14 protein-coding genes and 1 pseudogene are annotated in these 15,734 nt (G+C 71.9%); 7 read left to right on the top strand and 8 right to left on the bottom strand.

Annotated features, from left to right (window positions below; genetic code table 11):
- Positions 1-17 precede the first annotated feature (17 nt).
- Positions 18-812, top strand: coding sequence for a S16 family serine protease (locus tag AB0D99_RS05880; RefSeq protein WP_362357349.1), 795 nt, complete (start codon positions 18-20; stop codon positions 810-812).
- On the opposite strand, the gene AB0D99_RS05885 is transcribed toward AB0D99_RS05880, so the two are convergent.
- The 4 genes from AB0D99_RS05885 to AB0D99_RS05900 all read right to left on the bottom strand — a co-directional run bounded on the left by AB0D99_RS05885 (position 745) and on the right by AB0D99_RS05900 (position 3,613).
- Positions 745-2,052: an MFS transporter gene (locus AB0D99_RS05885; RefSeq protein WP_362357351.1), complete on the bottom strand. Its 1,308-nt coding sequence runs from the start codon at positions 2,050-2,052 to the stop codon at positions 745-747. The genes AB0D99_RS05880 and AB0D99_RS05885 overlap by 68 nt on opposite strands.
- Positions 2,049-2,255: a hypothetical protein gene (locus AB0D99_RS05890; RefSeq protein WP_362357353.1), complete on the bottom strand. Its 207-nt coding sequence runs from the start codon at positions 2,253-2,255 to the stop codon at positions 2,049-2,051. The genes AB0D99_RS05885 and AB0D99_RS05890 overlap by 4 nt, the downstream gene beginning before the upstream one ends.
- 18 nt (positions 2,256-2,273) lie before the next feature.
- A complete protein-coding gene (locus AB0D99_RS05895; protein WP_362357355.1) occupies positions 2,274-3,020 on the bottom strand; it encodes a helix-turn-helix domain-containing protein in 747 nt (248 codons plus the stop codon).
- 113 nt (positions 3,021-3,133) lie between these two features.
- Complete coding sequence (locus tag AB0D99_RS05900; RefSeq protein ID WP_362357357.1) at positions 3,134-3,613, bottom strand: Lrp/AsnC family transcriptional regulator; 480 nt, start codon at positions 3,611-3,613, stop codon at positions 3,134-3,136.
- Positions 3,614-3,734: 121 nt separating this feature from the next.
- Between AB0D99_RS05900 and hppD the strand changes: the two genes are divergently transcribed.
- Positions 3,735-4,880, top strand: coding sequence for a 4-hydroxyphenylpyruvate dioxygenase (gene hppD / locus AB0D99_RS05905; RefSeq protein ID WP_362357359.1), 1,146 nt, complete (start codon positions 3,735-3,737; stop codon positions 4,878-4,880).
- A gap of 414 nt (positions 4,881-5,294) precedes the next feature.
- Here the strand turns inward: hppD and AB0D99_RS05910 are convergent, their stop codons facing one another.
- Complete coding sequence (locus AB0D99_RS05910) at positions 5,295-6,824, bottom strand: tetratricopeptide repeat protein (RefSeq protein ID WP_362357361.1); 1,530 nt, start codon at positions 6,822-6,824, stop codon at positions 5,295-5,297.
- 87 nt (positions 6,825-6,911) lie between these two features.
- Here AB0D99_RS05910 and AB0D99_RS05915 point away from each other — a divergent pair, with 87 nt between their 5' ends.
- Positions 6,912-8,291: an FAD-linked oxidase C-terminal domain-containing protein gene (locus AB0D99_RS05915; RefSeq protein ID WP_362357363.1), complete on the top strand. Its 1,380-nt coding sequence runs from the start codon at positions 6,912-6,914 to the stop codon at positions 8,289-8,291.
- A 31-nt stretch (positions 8,292-8,322) separates the two neighbouring features.
- On the opposite strand, the gene AB0D99_RS05920 is transcribed toward AB0D99_RS05915, so the two are convergent.
- Positions 8,323-8,814: an SsgA family sporulation/cell division regulator gene (locus AB0D99_RS05920; protein WP_362357365.1), complete on the bottom strand. Its 492-nt coding sequence runs from the start codon at positions 8,812-8,814 to the stop codon at positions 8,323-8,325.
- Between the two features lie 293 nt (positions 8,815-9,107).
- On the opposite strand from AB0D99_RS05920, the gene AB0D99_RS05925 reads away from it, so the two are divergent.
- Entirely contained in the window at positions 9,108-10,583 is a 1,476-nt protein-coding gene (locus AB0D99_RS05925; RefSeq protein ID WP_362357367.1) for an RDD family protein, read from the top strand.
- A gap of 125 nt (positions 10,584-10,708) precedes the next feature.
- Positions 10,709-11,479: an RDD family protein gene (locus tag AB0D99_RS05930; protein ID WP_362357369.1), complete on the top strand. Its 771-nt coding sequence runs from the start codon at positions 10,709-10,711 to the stop codon at positions 11,477-11,479.
- 13 nt (positions 11,480-11,492) lie between these two features.
- Here AB0D99_RS05930 and AB0D99_RS05935 read toward each other — a convergent pair whose 3' ends face one another.
- Positions 11,493-11,765 carry a hypothetical protein gene (locus tag AB0D99_RS05935; RefSeq protein WP_362357371.1) on the bottom strand — a complete coding sequence of 91 codons (273 nt, stop codon included), beginning with the start codon at positions 11,763-11,765 and terminating at the stop codon, positions 11,493-11,495.
- A gap of 370 nt (positions 11,766-12,135) precedes the next feature.
- Here AB0D99_RS05935 and AB0D99_RS05940 point away from each other — a divergent pair, with 370 nt between their 5' ends.
- Complete coding sequence (locus AB0D99_RS05940) at positions 12,136-14,577, top strand: immune inhibitor A domain-containing protein (RefSeq protein WP_362357373.1); 2,442 nt, start codon at positions 12,136-12,138, stop codon at positions 14,575-14,577.
- Between the two features lie 124 nt (positions 14,578-14,701).
- Positions 14,702-14,947 (top strand): annotated as a pseudogene (locus tag AB0D99_RS05945) (hypothetical protein); the annotation flags it as partial.
- Positions 14,948-15,129: 182 nt separating this feature from the next.
- Here the strand turns inward: AB0D99_RS05945 and AB0D99_RS05950 are convergent.
- Positions 15,130-15,726, bottom strand: coding sequence for an isochorismatase family protein (locus tag AB0D99_RS05950; protein ID WP_362357375.1), 597 nt, complete (start codon positions 15,724-15,726; stop codon positions 15,130-15,132).
- Positions 15,727-15,734: the final 8 nt, after the last annotated feature.

The raw sequence follows: 15,734 nt of genomic DNA on the forward strand, positions 1-15,734 counted from the left end.
CCCAGTAGATTGGGGGTGTGCTCTCCAGTCTCTCGCGTAACCGTGCCCTCGCGCTCTGTGCCCTGCCCGTCGCCGCGCTCTTCGCGGTCGTCGGGCTGGCGCCGCTGCCGTACGCCATCGCACAGCCCGGCGTGACCGCCGACGTGCTCGGCAAGGACAAGGGGCGCGAGGTCATCACCATCAGCGGCAAGCCGGTCCGGCCGACCGACGGCGAGCTGCTGATGACGACCATCTCGGCGACCGGGCCCAGCGTCGAGAACGACTTCGGCGATGTCGTCGACGCCTGGTTCCGCACCGACCGGGCCGTGCTGCCGCGCGACTCCGTCTACCCTCCCGGGAAGTCGGACGCCGAGGTCGAGAAGCACAACCTCGGCGAGATGAAGGAGTCGCAGGACGCCGCCACCTCGGCCGCGCTCGGCTACCTCAAGCTCGACCCGAACGACGTCGACGTCACGCTCCACCTCGCGGACGTCGGCGGGCCGAGCGCCGGGTTCATGTTCTCCCTCGGGATCGTCGACAAGCTCGTCGGCGACGGCTCGGGCGGCGACCTCACCGGCGGTCGGACCATCGCCGGTACGGGCACGATCGAGCCCAACGGCACCGTCGGGGCCGTCGGCGGCGTCTCCCTGAAGACCCAGGCGGCGAGCCGGGACGGGGCGAGCGTCTTCCTCGTGCCCGAGGCGGAGTGCTCCGACGCCCAGGCCGAGCTGCCGAAGGGGATGCGCCTGATCCCGGTCTCCACGCTCAGCGAAGCGGTGTCCTCGCTCCGCGCGCTGGAGCAGGGGCAGGAGGCGAAGGTTCCGAGCTGCTGACGTCCTTCGGGGCGGAGTCCATCCCGCGCCAGGCGGGGAAGACCATCGGGGCCAGCGTGACCAGGAAGTAGACGCCTCCGAGCGCGAGCAGCGCCGTCGTCAGGCCGGTCCGCTCGACGAGCTGTCCGGCGACGAGGCCGCCGAGCGGAGTGGCGAGGAGCACACCGGCCGTCGTCACCCCGGAGACCCGGCTGCGCAGGTGGTCGGGGACGCGTTCGTACATGAGGGTGGCGAGGATCGGGTTGAGGACCCCGGCCCCGAACCCGCTCGCCGCCATCGTGACGAGCAGCGGAAGCGTGGTGTCGGTGAGCGCCGCCATCACGTACGGCGGGGCGCCGCACAGCAGGAACCCGGCCGTGAAGACCGCCCGGCGGGGGAAGCGGTGACCGACCGCCCCGTACAGCACCGCGGCGAGCAGCGCCGAGCCGCCGAAGACGGCGACGAGCAGGCCGAGGGCGGCCGAGCCGCCGAGGTCCTCCCGGGCGTGCACGGGCAGCAGGACCGAACTCCAGCCCTGGCTCAGGCCGTTGGTCGCCATCACCATGACCACGATGCCGAGCAGCAGCCGGGAGCGGAGCACGAAGGCGTACCCCTCGCGCAGCTCGGCGCGGTAGCCGGACAGTGAGAAGGGGGTCGGGTCGGGCTGGGGCGCCGCGGCCGGTATCCCTCGCAGGCCGACCAGGACCAGCAGGGCGGAGAGCCCGAAGGTGACGGAGTCGAGGAGGAGCACGGCGTCCGCGCCGATGAGGGCGACGAGGACGCCGGCGAGGGCGGCTCCGGTCATCCGGGCGCCTCGGGAGACGGCGTCGTAGAGGCTCGCGGCGCGGGAGAGCGGGGTCCCCGCGTGGCGGGCCAGGTCGGGGATCAGGACGTGGCGGGCGGTCTCGCCGGGCGCGTGGAAGAGGCCGGTCACGGCCATCAGCGCGCAGAGCATCCAGAACTCCAGCACGCCGGCGCCGTGCAGGAGCGGGATCGCGGCCAGTGCGAGCGCGCAGACGAGGTCGGAGACGACGCTGATCCTGCGGCGTCCGATCCGGTCGATGACCGGACCGCCGACGATCGCGGAGACGACGACGGGGACGGCCGCGCAGAAGGCGACCAGGCCGGCTTTGCCGGGGCTGCCCGTGGTGTCGAGGGCGAACCACGGGACCCCGATGAGGGTGAGCGCGTTGCCGGTGATGGAGATGGCGTTGGCGGCCAGGACGGTGGCCAGTGGAGCACGTCCCCCCGGAGCGCTCATGCGGCGAGCGGGAAGCGTCGGGCGCGGGTGCCCGGCCGGGGCTGGGACGGGAGGGCGAGGCGCAGCCCTAAGGCGACCATGGTCCAGCCGATCCGGGCGCGGACGGGGTTGCAGGCCGGGGTGCGGGGCGGGGAGTCGGCGGCCGCGCGGCGGAGTTCGGCCGCCTGGACGTGGTGCAGCTGGAGGTGGATGTCGGCATGCATGGCTTCGTGGTCCCTTTCTCAGTTCTCGTACTGGGGGAACGCGTGCAGGTGCATCCGTACGCGGGCGGCGCCCGGCGCGTCGGGGTCGGCACCGTCGCGGTACGCGTCGATCAACTCGTGGATATCCGCGGTGAGTTCGCGCAGGCGCTCGGGCGGCAGGCGCAGGGTGAAGTCGCTCATGTCGGAGGCTCCGGTCCACGTCTGGCCCCACTCGTGGCGGGTGCCGAGCCAGGTGTTGAGCTCCTGGGTGTGGATGGTCGCGATCTCGTGCAGGTAGACCTCGACCGCGCCCCGGACCTCGGGGTCGGGGTTCTCGTACAGCGACTCGTCGAAGGTCGTGCCCTGTACGGCCGCCTTCCACCACCGCTCGCGCCCCTTGCCCCGGCTCGTGTCGTCCTCCACGAAGCCGTGCGCGGCGAGCTGGCGCAGGTGGTAGCTGGTCGCGCCGCTGGACTCGCCGAGCCGCTCGGCCAGGTGGGAGGCGGTGGCGGGGCCGTGGTGGCGCAGGGCGCGCAGCAGCTGGATGCGGAGCGGGTGGGCGAGGCCGCGCAGTGAGCGCGGGTCGAGCGTGCGGCTCAGCGGCTGCTCGGGCGTCGGCTTCTCGGGCTGCGGTGCCTCGGGTGTCGCCTGCTCGGGTGTCGGCTGCTCGGGCTGCGGTGCCTCGGGCGTCGCCTGTTCGGGCTGCGGTGCCTCGGGCGTCGGCTGTTCGGGCTGCGGCGCGGCACGTCGGGGCCGGGGTGCGGGCTGGTGCTGGGGCTCGGGCATGGCTTGAGCCTAGAGTTGCAAAGAGACCCTTGCAAGGGATTCTTTGCAACTCTTTCTTTGGAACTCGCCCTCGCGCTCCTTTCCGGAACTCTCGTGAGCCGCCCGGCCGTTCGCTACGCCGTCGGCCCGTCCTCCGCCGCCTGCTCCACCAGAGGGATGATCCGCAGGGGAACGGGGTTCTCCATCACGATCGCCGTGGAGGCCCGCACGATGCCCTCGAAGCCGACGACCCGGTCGATCACCCGCTGCAGGTCCGCGTTGGAGCGGGCGACGAGCCGGCAGAGCATGTCCCCGTGGCCGGTCGTGGTGTGCAGTTCGAGCACCTCGGGCACGGTCGCCAGATGGCTCCGGACGTCGGGCCCCTGCCCCTGCTTGATCTCCAGCGTGGCGAACGCCGTCACGGGATAGCCGAGCGCCGCCGGGTCCACCTGGGGGCCGAACCCGCGGATCACCCCGTTGGCCTGGAGCCGGTCCAGGCGCGCCTGCACGGTGCCGCGCGCCACACCCAGTCGGCGGGACGCCTCCAGGACTCCGATCCGAGGCTCCCGGGCGAGGAGCACGATCAGTCGCCCGTCCAGATGATCGATCGCCACAGCGGCCCCTCCATGGTCATCCTGTACAAGTATCCCCGCCATACTGGCTGGTCGCTGTACACATTGACCAGTGCTCCGGCGAACTATTGCGCAGCTTGCCGATCGGCGGGACTCTGCCGCTATGACTGAGACCATCGATCACACCCCTTCCACGGCGCGGCAGGCCGATCCCTTCCCCGTGAAGGGCATGGACGCGGTCGTCTTCGCCGTCGGCAACGCCAAGCAGGCCGCGCACTACTACTCCACGGCCTTCGGCATGAAGCTCGTCGCCTACTCCGGACCGGAGAACGGCAGCCGCGAGACCGCCAGCTACGTCCTGACGAACGGCGCCGCCCGCTTCGTGTTCACCTCCGTCATCAAGGCGTCCACCGACTGGGGCCGCTTCCTCGCCGAGCACGTCGCCGCGCACGGTGACGGCGTCGTCGACCTGGCCATCGAGGTGCCCGACGCGCGCGCCGCGTACGCCTACGCCGTCGAGCACGGCGCGACCGGCATCACCGAGCCGTACGAGGTGAAGGACGAGCACGGCACCGTCGTCCTCGCCGCCATCGCCACCTACGGCAAGACCCGCCACACCCTCGTCGAGCGCTCCGGCTACGACGGCCCGTACCTGCCGGGCTTCGTCGCCGCCGCCCCGATCGTCGAGCCGCCGGCCAAGCGCACCTTCCAGGCCATCGACCACTGCGTCGGCAACGTCGAGCTCGGCAAGATGAACGACTGGGTCGGCTTCTACAACAAGGTCATGGGCTTCACGAACATGAAGGAGTTCGTGGGCGACGACATCGCGACCGAGTACTCGGCGCTGATGTCGAAGGTCGTCGCCGACGGCACGCTCAAGGTCAAGTTCCCGATCAACGAGCCGGCGATCGCGAAGAAGAAGTCGCAGATCGACGAGTACCTGGAGTTCTACGGCGGCGCGGGCGTCCAGCACATCGCGCTGGCCACCAACGACATCGTGGCGACCGTCCGCTCCATGCGGGCCGCCGGTGTCCAGTTCCTCGACACGCCGGACTCGTACTACGACACGCTCGGCGAGTGGGCCGGCGAGACGCGCGTGCCCGTCGAGACCCTGCGCGAGCTGAAGATCCTCGTCGACCGCGACGAGGACGGCTACCTGCTGCAGATCTTCACCAAGCCGGTCCAGGACCGCCCGACCGTCTTCTTCGAGATGATCGAGCGTCACGGCTCCATGGGCTTCGGCAAGGGCAACTTCAAGGCCCTGTTCGAGGCGATCGAGCGCGAGCAGGAGAAGCGCGGCAACCTCTGATCCCGCCGATGCCGACGGGCCCGGGGCGACCGCCCCGGGCCCGTCGCCATGAGCACCCGGGTCCGCCCGGGCGTCGGCACGCTGCGGCGCCCGCGGGGTTGGCGCCGCAGCGCGGCCGGCGGACGCCTCCGGGTCCAGGCGACGGCGCGCGGAACGAACGGCCCCGACCCGGGGGCGGGTTCCTCCCGGTCGGCCTTCCTCGGGCGTCCCCGTGTCTGCGCTCCGTCCGCGGTCGTCCTGCTCTGGGCGTGCCCCAGTCAGCCTTCCTCGGGCGGCTCCCGGTCTGCCTTCCGTCCCCGGTCTGCCTTCCGCGGTCGTCCTGTCTTCGGCGTCCCCCGGTCGCCCTTCCTCGGGCGTCCCCCGGTCGCCCTTCCTCGGGCGTCCCCCGGTCAGCCTTCCTCGGGCGACTCTCGGTCAGCCTTCCTTCGGCGTCTCGCGGTCGGCCGCCTTCGGCGTCTCCCGGGGAGTCGAAGTCTCCGGAGCGCGGGGAGTCGAAGTCTCCGGAGCGCGGGGCGCCGGGGTCGCCGGGGTCTCCCGGGGTTTCGGAGTGCTGTCCGGTTCCGGCCGCTCCGCGCGGAGTTCCTCCGGCAGCTCGTCCGGCGGGTCGCCGAGCGCCGCCACCGCCGTGCGCGCCTTCGGGGCCAGCAGCGGCGAGAAGGCCGGGTTGATCCGCAGCGCCTCCGCCAAGTGGCGGCGGGCCGGGCCGTACTCCTCCACCGCGCGCTCGATCTCGCCCCGGTGGTAGGTGAACAGCGCGCTCCGCAGCCCCTCGTCCGTCGCGCGCTTCGCGTACTCCAGCGCCTCCTCCGGCCGGCCCGAGCGGAACAGCGCCCACCCCAGCGCGTCCGCCACCTGCACCGACCGGTGTCCCCGCGCCCACTCCGCCCGCAGCCGCCGTACCGCCGCCGCCGGGTCGCCGTGGTCCGCCTCGAACAGGCCGAGGACCGCCTCCGCGTTGACCCACGTCCGCGTCCGCAGCAGTTCGTACTGGCTCCGCGCGTCCCCGTCCAGGCCCAGCGACTGGTAGAGCTCGCCCGCCTCCAGGACGTACTCCGGCAGCGGCAGCTTCGCCAGCACCGTCCGGTAGCCGAGGACCGCCTCGTCCGTGCGGCCGAGCGCCGCGAGCGCCCGGGCCCGGCCGGCCATCGCAGGGCCGTGGTCCGGTACGAGCGCGAGCGCCTTCCCGTACTCCGCGAGCGCCTCCTCCGGTTCGCCCCGCTCCCAGGCCAGATCGCCGAGCCGGCCCAGCGCCGCCGCCTTCTCCGCGCCCGACTCCGCCCGTCCCACCGCGTCGAGCGCGGCCACCGCCGCGTCCTCGCGCCAGCCGCGGTTGCGGTACATCTGCGCCGTGCGCGCGCTGACCGCCCCGCCCGTGCGCAGCTCCTCCAGGGCGGAGAGCGCCTTCTGGGCGTTCTGGTACTCCCCGAGGCCGTTGTACGCGTCGATCAGCAGCGGGTACGCCGACCAGCGCTTCGGGTCCTTCGCGCGGACCGCCTCGCCCCAGGTCCGCGCGGTCCGCCAGTCGCCCCGCGCGGTGGCCAGGACGCCGAGCCCCAGCTGCGCGTCGAGGTTCCCGCGGTCGGCGGGCCGCAGCTCCAGCGAGCGCTTCAGGGCGCGTTCCGCCCGCGGGTAGGACGCGGTGTCGCCGAGCCGTGTACCCCGCTCCGTGTACGCCGCGCCCAGGACGGCCCAGGACGCCTCGTCCCTCGGATGCTCCTTCAGCCACTGCTCGCGGTCGGCGATCAGCGCGCCCAGGTCGGGCAGCGAGGCCGGGGCTCCCGCGTTGGCCGCGAGCACCGCGCGCTCGGCGGGACCGGGGGCGGCCGGCTTCCCGTCGCCGAACAGACCCGGAGCGAGTTCGGGGGCGTACAGCAGTGCCGTCGCCGCGAGCACCGCGCCCACCCCGGCGGCCAGGACCGACCTCGACACGTTCTCCGTCTTCATGCCGCTCACTGTGCGCCTGTACGAAGAGCACACGAAGGACCACGACGGCGGGTTCACACCGATGGCCCCGGGTGCCACGCTGGACGCATGGACGATCTTCTGACGCGGCTCCACACGGAACTGCGCGCGGGCCTGCCCGCCGAGGCGCTGATCACCGACCCGGACGTCACCGCCTCCTACGCCAACGACATGGCGAGCTTCTGTACGGCCGGTACCCCCGCGGCCGTCGTGCTCCCGCGCACCGTCGAGCAGGTCCAGCACATCATGCGGACCGCGACCGCGCTGCGCGTCCCGGTCGTCCCCCAGGGGGCGCGGACCGGCCTGTCCGGTGCCGCCAACGCCTCCGACGGCTGCATCGTGCTGTCGCTCGTGAAGATGGACCGGATCCTGGAGATCAGCCCGGTCGACCGGATCGCCGTCGTCGAGCCGGGCGTCGTGAACGCCGTCCTGTCGCGCGCGGTGAACGAGCACGGCCTGTACTACCCGCCGGACCCCTCCAGCTGGGAGATGTGCACGATCGGCGGGAACATCGGCACCGCCTCCGGCGGTCTGTGCTGCGTGAAGTACGGGGTGACGGCGGAGTACGTCCTCGGTCTGGACGTGGTCCTCGCCGACGGGCGGCTGATGTCGACCGGCCGGCGCACCGCCAAGGGCGTCGCCGGATACGACCTGACCCGGCTCTTCGTCGGCTCGGAGGGCAGCCTCGGCATCGTTGTCGGCGCGACCCTCGCGCTCCGGCCGCAGCCGCCCGTACAGCTCGCGCTCGCCGCCGAGTTCCCCTCCGCGGCGGCCGCCTGCGACGCCGTCTGCGCGATCATGGAGCGCGGCCACACTCCCTCGCTCCTGGAGCTCATGGACGGCACCACCGTCCGTGCCGTCAACAGGATGGCGAACATGGGTCTGCCCGACACCACCGAGGCGCTGCTGCTCTGTGCCTTCGACACCCCGGACCCGGCCGCGGATCTGGCCGCCGTCGGGGAGCTGTGCGCGGCGGCCGGGGCCACCGAGGTCGTCCCGGCGGAGGACGCCGCCGAGTCCGAACTCCTCCTCCAGGCCCGTCGGCTGTCGCTGACCGCCCTGGAGACGATCAAGTCCGCGACGATGATCGACGACGTGTGCGTGCCGCGCACCAAGCTGGCCGCGATGCTCGACGGCACCTCCGCGATCGCGGAGAAGTACGACCTGACCATCGGGGTCTGCGCGCACGCGGGGGACGGCAACACCCACCCCGTCGTCTGCTTCGACCAGGCGGACGAGGACGAGTCGCGGCGTGCGCGGGAGTCCTTCGACGAGATCATGGCCCTCGGACTGGAACTGGGCGGCACGATCACCGGCGAGCACGGCGTGGGTGTGCTGAAGAAGGACTGGCTGGCGCGGGAGTTGGGACCGGTGGGCCTGGAGATGCAGCGGGGCATCAAGCGGACCTTCGACCCGCTGGGGATCCTCAACCCCGGAAAGCTGTTCTGACACCGGCACCGCTCCGCGTGTCGCCGGCCCCTCACGCCTCACCGTCCTGGGACTCGTCCGACGGCCACGGGTCGCGCAGCCACAGGTCGTCGGCGACCGAGGTGGTGGAGAGCAGTTCGGCCAGCCCGTCGTCGATGCCGAGCTGCTCGGACTCGGTGCCCGGCGGTACGGCGCGCAGGGTCCGCTCCAGCCACGCGGACACCTGCGCGGACGGTGCTTCGAGCAAGGCGTCGCCGTCGGGGGAGGAGAGGGCCATCAGGACGACGTTGCGCCCGTCGACCTTCGTGGGCCAGATACGGACGTCCCCGTGGCCGCACGGCCGGAAGACGCCCTCGACGAGGAGCTCGCGGGCGAACGTCCAGTTGACGGGGTGGTCCGAGCCGACGTGGAAGGTGATGTGCACGGCGTACGGGTCGTCGGTGCGGTACGCGAGCCGGGCGGGCACGGGCACGGAGCGCTCGGGGGAGAGCACCAGCTTCAGCTCCAGCTCGCGCTCGACCACGGTGTTCTCGGTGTTCTGCATGGCGTGACGTCCTCTCCGCTCCGGGACCCCGGGTGGGCCCGCACCGGAAGAGAGCGCGGTCGTGCCCGGGCATGACGCGACTTCGGGGAATTTTCTTGGAGGAGATTTCCGCGAGGAACCGGCGGGATCGTCGGCCCGAGCGTGACGGTGAGTGGCGGGATCCGTGGGTATGTCGCTCGAAGGCGGGTTTCTCGCGGCCACGTTCTTCCCGCGGCACCGTTCTTCGTTACTGTCCTCCTTGGGCCCGCGGGCCCGATGTCGTAGAAGCGTTGTCACGGAACGGAGTCGGGGCAGTGGCTACTCCTCCTGGAGCCGGCGGGGAGGTACCGCAGGCCGGGTACTACCCGGACCCGTCCATTCCCGGATACATCCGGTACTGGAACGGGGGCGCCTGGGTGCCCGGGACGAGCCGTCCCGCGCCCAAGGAGGGCGAGGCGCCGCCGGCCGCCCCGGCCGGGGCGATGCCCGCCGGTCCCGCGCTGGCGCCGAACCCCTCGCCCGCGCCGGTCGTTCCGTCCACCCCGGTGCCCGCCGTCGAGGAGACGGGACCCGTCTTCCTGGACGAGGAGCCGGTCGCCGAGCCGCGGCCCGAGCCCGCCTCGGCCTGGCAGGCGGACGTCTCGCGGCAGACCGGCTTCGGTGGCGAACGGGACCAGCGGGTCTCGTGGGGCGCCCCGGAGGGGGAGCCGGCCGCCCCGGCGCCGGCCGCGCCGGACCCTCGCGTGGCCGCCACCCCGGCCCCTGAGCCCGAGCCGGCCCCCGCGCCCGCCGCGCGCCCCGCTGCGGCGTCCTCGGCCCGCCTCGGCGGTATGCCCGTCACTCCGGCCCCGGCCGCCGATCCGACGGGCGGCGCGCTGCCCGGCGTACGGCAGCCGCAGGCGGAGGGGACCATGACGATCCGTGCCCTCGCGCCGCAGGGCGGGCAGTCGGCCCGGTCCACCGGCGCTCCCCAGGGCGCACAGGCGGCACAGGCTCCGCAGAGCACCCAGGACGCCCCGGCCGCGCAGAGCCCGCAAGGCCCGCAGGCCCTCAGATCCCCGCAGGCCCCGCTCCCGCACGTCCCCGGCCAGCCGCAGCCCGCGCCCGCCGCAGCGGCTCCCGCAGCCACCCCCGCGCCCGTCACCACCGGCCCCGGGGGCGGCGCCCCCTCCTGGCCGCAGCAGGTGCAGCAGCTCGCGCAGCCGGCGCCCGCCGGGGCGAGCCCCGGGGCCGAGGCCGAGCAGCCCGTGCTGCCCTGGAAGCCGCCCGTCGAGGACCCGTTCCTCCAGGCCGCCCGGGCGCAGGCGGCCGCCCGCCCCGCCGGTCTCGGCAAGCGCCTGGTGGCGCGCCTCGTCGACACCCTCGTCCTCGGCGCGCTCGTCGGTGGGGCGTCCTTCCCCTTCGTCACCCAGGCGCTGGACCACATCGACGCCAAGATCGAGGCGGCCAAGCAGACCGGCACCACGGTCCAGGTCTGGCTCCTGGACGGCACCACCTCGCTCAACTTCGGGATCGCGCTGGCCGCCCTGCTCGTCATCGGCGTGCTGTACGAGGCGCTGCCCACCGCGAAGTGGGGCCGCACGCTCGGCAAGAAGCTCTGCGGACTCCAGGTGCGGGACATCGAGGCGCACGAGCCGCCGACCTTCGGCGCGGCTCTGCGGCGCTGGCTCGTCTACAGCGTCCTCGGGCTTCTGGTCCTCGGCGTCCTCAACGTCCTGTGGTGCCTCTTCGACCGTCCCTGGCGCCAGTGCTGGCACGACAAGGCGGCTCACACGTTCGTGGCGCGGTAAGGGGTCTGCTGCGGATCGGGCCGGATCGCGGCCCGATCCGCACGACACCCCCTGGCCCGTACGGCGGTCGCTCGAACGGGCGGCGATTCCTTGCGGGGCCCTCGCTCGCGGGATGCACTGCCCCCATGAGCAACGACCAGCCGACGCCCGGCCAGCCGCCCGAGGACGACCCGTTCCTCAAGAAGCCGCAGGAGCCCACGCCGCCGTCGGCGGGCTCTCCGCCGGGGGGTGGTGGTCAGCCGCCGCCCCCCGAAGGACCGCCACCGGGAGGTCCCCCGCCCGAGGGGCCGCCGCCCGGAGGCCCGCCGCCCGGGGGCCCGCCTCCCGGTTCCCCGTACGACAACGCACCGCCGCCGCCCCCGCCGTACGGCTCGCAGCCCTACGGCGGCGGGGGAGCCTACGGCGGCACGGACCCGCTCGCCGGGATGCCCCCGCTCGCCGACTCCGGCAAGCGCATCCTCGCGAGGATCATCGACTGGCTGATCGTCGCGATTCCGCTCGCGATCATCGGCATCCCGTTCAACGTCTACGACCGGGCGACCGACAGCGACGACTTCGGTGACACCATCACCGCGACCAGCACCGGCACCGGTCTCGTCTTCCAGCTGATCACCATCGTCGCGTACGTCGCCTACGACACGGTGATGGTGGCGAAGAACGGCCAGACCTTCGGCAAGAAGTGGATGAAGCTGCGGGTCGCGATGCTCAACGACGGCTCCACGCCGCCGATGAACGCCTCGCTGATCCGCGCCATCGTGCTGTGGCTGCCGGCGCTGATCTGCTGCGCCTGCCTGTGGCCGCTGCTCCTGCTGATCCTGATCCTGGTCGACAAGCCCTACAAGCAGGGCCTGCACGACAAGGCGGCCAAGACCGTGGTGGTGTCCGTGCCGCAGTAGGACGGAGAGGGCCTCACGAACCGATCCGGGTATCGACCCCCGCGCCCACCGGCGCGGCCGGTACCCGGATCTCGTCGTTCCGGGGGCGGGGAGGGGCGGGGGCGACGGTGGCCCCGCGGTGCGCGGGCATCGTCACCGTGACCAGCAGCCCGAGAAGCAGCCCGGCGGTGCTGATGACCACGATCCCGAGCGGGGTCGTGGTGCGGGACAGCAGCAGCAGGGCGACGGTCGAGAAGACGACGGTGGCCGAACCATAGGCGAGCTGTGCGGCGTTCGGACGCGGCATGACGGGTACCGTCCCTCGAAGCATCGGCTGGTCGCACTCCCTGGCTGGGGCCGGAGGGACCCCCACCCGAGCGACTCTACGACGGTGGATGCCCGAGCGAAACGGGTAGTAAGCGTGACCTAACCCACGGTACGGATGCACAGGGGGCGCATGGAGTCATCGGTACCGCCAACCACCCCTCGCGATGCGCCTGGTGGACGTCCGGATAGCGGAAATCGACTCCTACATAGTGCAGTTGGCCTGTTCAAGTCAAGGTCTGTCTTTTCTCGCGTAACTCCGGTCGAATGTCGTCACTTGTGACGCGCGACCCCGCCCGCGGACACCCCACCCTCGGTCCGTGCGGTCGTGGGCGCCGGGGAGGAATCATCAAGTGACCAACAGACGACGGGCGATCAGAGCGTCCGCAGTCGTCGTGGCGCTCGCGGCCACCGCCGCGACGGCCTCGACCTTCACCACCTCGTGGGCCGACGACAAGGGGCCGGGCGCACCCGCCCCCATCGAGCGCCAGGACCCGGCTCCGGGAGCCGGCGTCGACAAGACGGCGGTCGACCACGACCTCGAAGGTCCGTACAGCAAGCAGCAGGAGCAGCAGCGCAAGGCCGCGCTGGAGCAGGTGCTGAGCGGTGAGACCAAGGTGGAGCGCCGCGGCGGCTCCCAGGTCGTCAAGCTCGACAGCAAGAAGTACGTCGAGCTGGGCCGCGAGAAGACCGACAAGATCTTCACGATCCTCGTCGAGTTCGGCGACAAGGTGGACAACACCACCCTGGTCGACCGTGCCGACGACGACACGACCGAGCCGAAGCCGAAGTTCGGCGGCACGCCCGGCCCGCTGCACAACCAGATAGCCGAGCCGGACCGTGCGAAGGACAACTCCACGGCCTGGCAGAAGGACTACAACCGGCAGCACTTCCAGGACCTGTACTTCGGCACCGGCAAGGACAAGAAGGGCCAGCCGAAGCAGTCCCTGAAGACCTACTACGAGAAGACCTCCTCCGGCCGGTACTCGGTCGAGGGCGGCGTCTCGGACTGGGTCAAGGTCGAGTACAACGAGGCCCGCTACGGCTCGAACTACTGCGGCAACAGCAACTGCGCCAACGTCTGGGACGCCGTCCGCGACGGTGTCACGGCGTGGACCGCGGACCAGAAGGCCAAGGGCCGCACCGACGCCCAGATCAAGGCCGACATCGCGCAGTACGACCAGTGGGACCGGTACGACTTCGACGCCGACGGCAACTTCAACGAGGCCGACGGCTACATCGACCACTTCCAGATCGTCCACGCCGGTGAGGACGAGTCCGCGGGCGGCGGCGCCCAGGGCGGCGACGCCCTGTGGGCCCACCGCTGGTACGCGTACGGCACGGACGCGGGCAAGACCGGCCCGTCGCACAACAAGTCCGGCGGCACGCAGATCGGCAACACCGGTGTCTGGGTCGGCGACTACACGATGCAGCCCGAGAACGGCGGCCTCGGCGTCTTCGCCCACGAGTACGGTCACGACCTGGGTCTGCCCGACCTGTACGACACCTCGGGCAAGCCGGGCGCCGAGAACTCGACCGGCTTCTGGTCCCTGATGTCCTCCGGCTCCTGGCTCGGCCGGGGCAAGGACTCCATCGGCGACCTGCCCGGCGACATGAACTCCTGGGACAAGCTGCAGCTCGGCTGGCTCAACTACACCAAGGTGAGCAACGAGCAGCGCGGTACGAAGTCCACCCACACGCTGGGCGTGGCCGAGTACAACACCAAGAACCCGCAGGCGCTCGTCGTCGAGCTGCCGAAGAAGAAGGTCACCACCGACGTCGTCGCGCCCGCCGAGGGCTCGATGCAGTGGTGGAGCGACATGGGTGACGACCTCAAGAACACCCTGACCCGCTCCGTCGACCTGACGGGCAAGTCGAAGGCCACCCTGGAGCTCAAGGGCTGGTACGACATCGAGCTGGACTACGACTACCTCTACACCGAGGTGTCGACGGACGGCGGCGCCAACTGGACCGCCCTGGACGGCACGGTGGACGGCAAGCCGCTGCCGCGCGACGCGAGCGGCGCCCCGGCGCTGACCGACGTCTCCGGCGCGTACAAGCCGCTCGTCTTCCCGCTGGACGCCTACGCGGGCAAGAAGTTCGACCTCCGCTTCCGCTACCAGACGGACGGCGGCGCGGGCGGCAAGGGCTTCGCGGCCGACGCCATCACGCTGACCGCCGACGGTGCCACCGTCTTCTCGGACAACGCCGAGAACGGTGACAACGGCTGGACGGCGAAGGGCTTCTCGCGGATCGCCAAGGGCTTCACGAAGGAGTACGAGCAGTACTACATCGCGGAGAACCGCCAGTACGTCTCGTACGACGCGACCCTCAAGGTCGGCCCGTACAACTTCGGTTTCACGGGTGACAAGGCCAGCTGGGTCGAGCACTACCCGTACCAGAACGGTCTGCTCATCTGGCAGTGGGACACCTCGCAGAAGGACAACAACACGGCCGTCCACCCCGGCCAGGGTCTGATCCTTCCGATCGACGCGCACCCGACGCCGCTGAAGAACGCCGACGGCACCCTGATGCGCAACCGCGTCCAGGCGTACGACTCGACGTTCGGCACCTACAAGACCGACGCGATCCGGCTGCACAAGGCGGGCGTGCCGGCGTTGGTGAAGTCGCAGCCCGGCGTCTCGGTCTTCGACGACCGACGGGGCACGTACTGGTACACCCAGACCGAGCGTGCCGGTGTCCAGGTAACTGACACCAACACCAAGATCGCGGTCGTCAAGGAGCCGAAGGACGGCCAGACGATCACCGTCCAGGTGGGTCCGTCTCAGAAGTAATCTGCATCTTCGCAGGTCAAAGCATGATCGGCCGTCGCCCTCTAGCGGGCGGCGGCCGATCGTGTTTAGGTGCCTCTGACCGAGTTCTTATTGACAGCAAGCTCACAGGGGGAGTGGTTTCGGGATGCCCGGTGGAGGGTTCTGCAAGTTGCCAGGCGGCAGTGTGGTCGTCGCGATCGGGCTGCCGAGCCCGGCCGGCGACGGCGCCACGGTCCGCTTCCTGGTCCATGCCGCGAACCGCGCCCGCGCCCTGACCCGGCTGCGGAACCTCGGCCTGCGGGCGGTCTACCTCCGCGGCAACGCGGAGCCACCGACCCCGGACGAGATCACCGCCGTCCTCCACCACCCGGACGGCCTCCTGTGGAGATCGACGGCCAGGGAGCTCTGGCACTCCGCCCGTCTGCTGCCCCGCGAACCGGTGGCCCATACACAGACCGCCGCGGAGCCGGAGCGCAGGGACATACCCACCGAGCCGCACCCCGCCGACCGGGGCGCCCGCCCGGCGGACCCGCGCCCGCACCCCGCCGACCTGGTGGTCCGCCTCGGCAGCCCTCAGACGACGGGCTTCCCCGTCAGCTGAACCCCGGCGCCCCGAAGCTCCTCCAGCGCCCGCTCCGTCGTCTCCTTGGCCACACCCGCCGTGAGGTCGAGGAGCACCTGGACCGCGAACCCCTCCCGGGCCGCGTCCAGCGCGGTGGCCCGCACGCAGTGGTCCGTCGCGATCCCCACCACGTCGACCTCGCGCACGTCCCGCTCCCGCAGCCACTCCGCGAGCGTGCGGCCGTTCTCGTCACGCCCCTCGAAGCCGCTGTACGCCGCCTCGTACGCCCCCTTGTCGAACACCGCCTCGATCGCCCCGCTGGCGACCGCCGGCGCGAAGTTCGGGTGGAAGCCCACCCCCTCCGTGCCGGCGACGCAGTGCACCGGCCAGGAGGTGACGTAGTCCGGCTCCTGGCCCGCGGGCGCGAAGTGGTCGCCCGGGTCGACATGGTGGTCACGCGTCGCCACCACGTGCTGGTACGCGGCGCCCGCCGCCTCCCCGACCAGGTCGGTGATGGCGGCGGCGACATCCGCCCCTCCCGCCACCGCGAGGCTGCCGCCCTCGCAGAAGTCGTTCTGAACGTCGACGACGATCAATGCGCGGTGCATGGCGGGTG

Origin of the sequence: Streptomyces sp. NPDC047971, from assembly GCF_040653355.1 — a bacterium.
GTDB lineage: Bacteria > Actinomycetota > Actinomycetes > Streptomycetales > Streptomycetaceae > Streptomyces.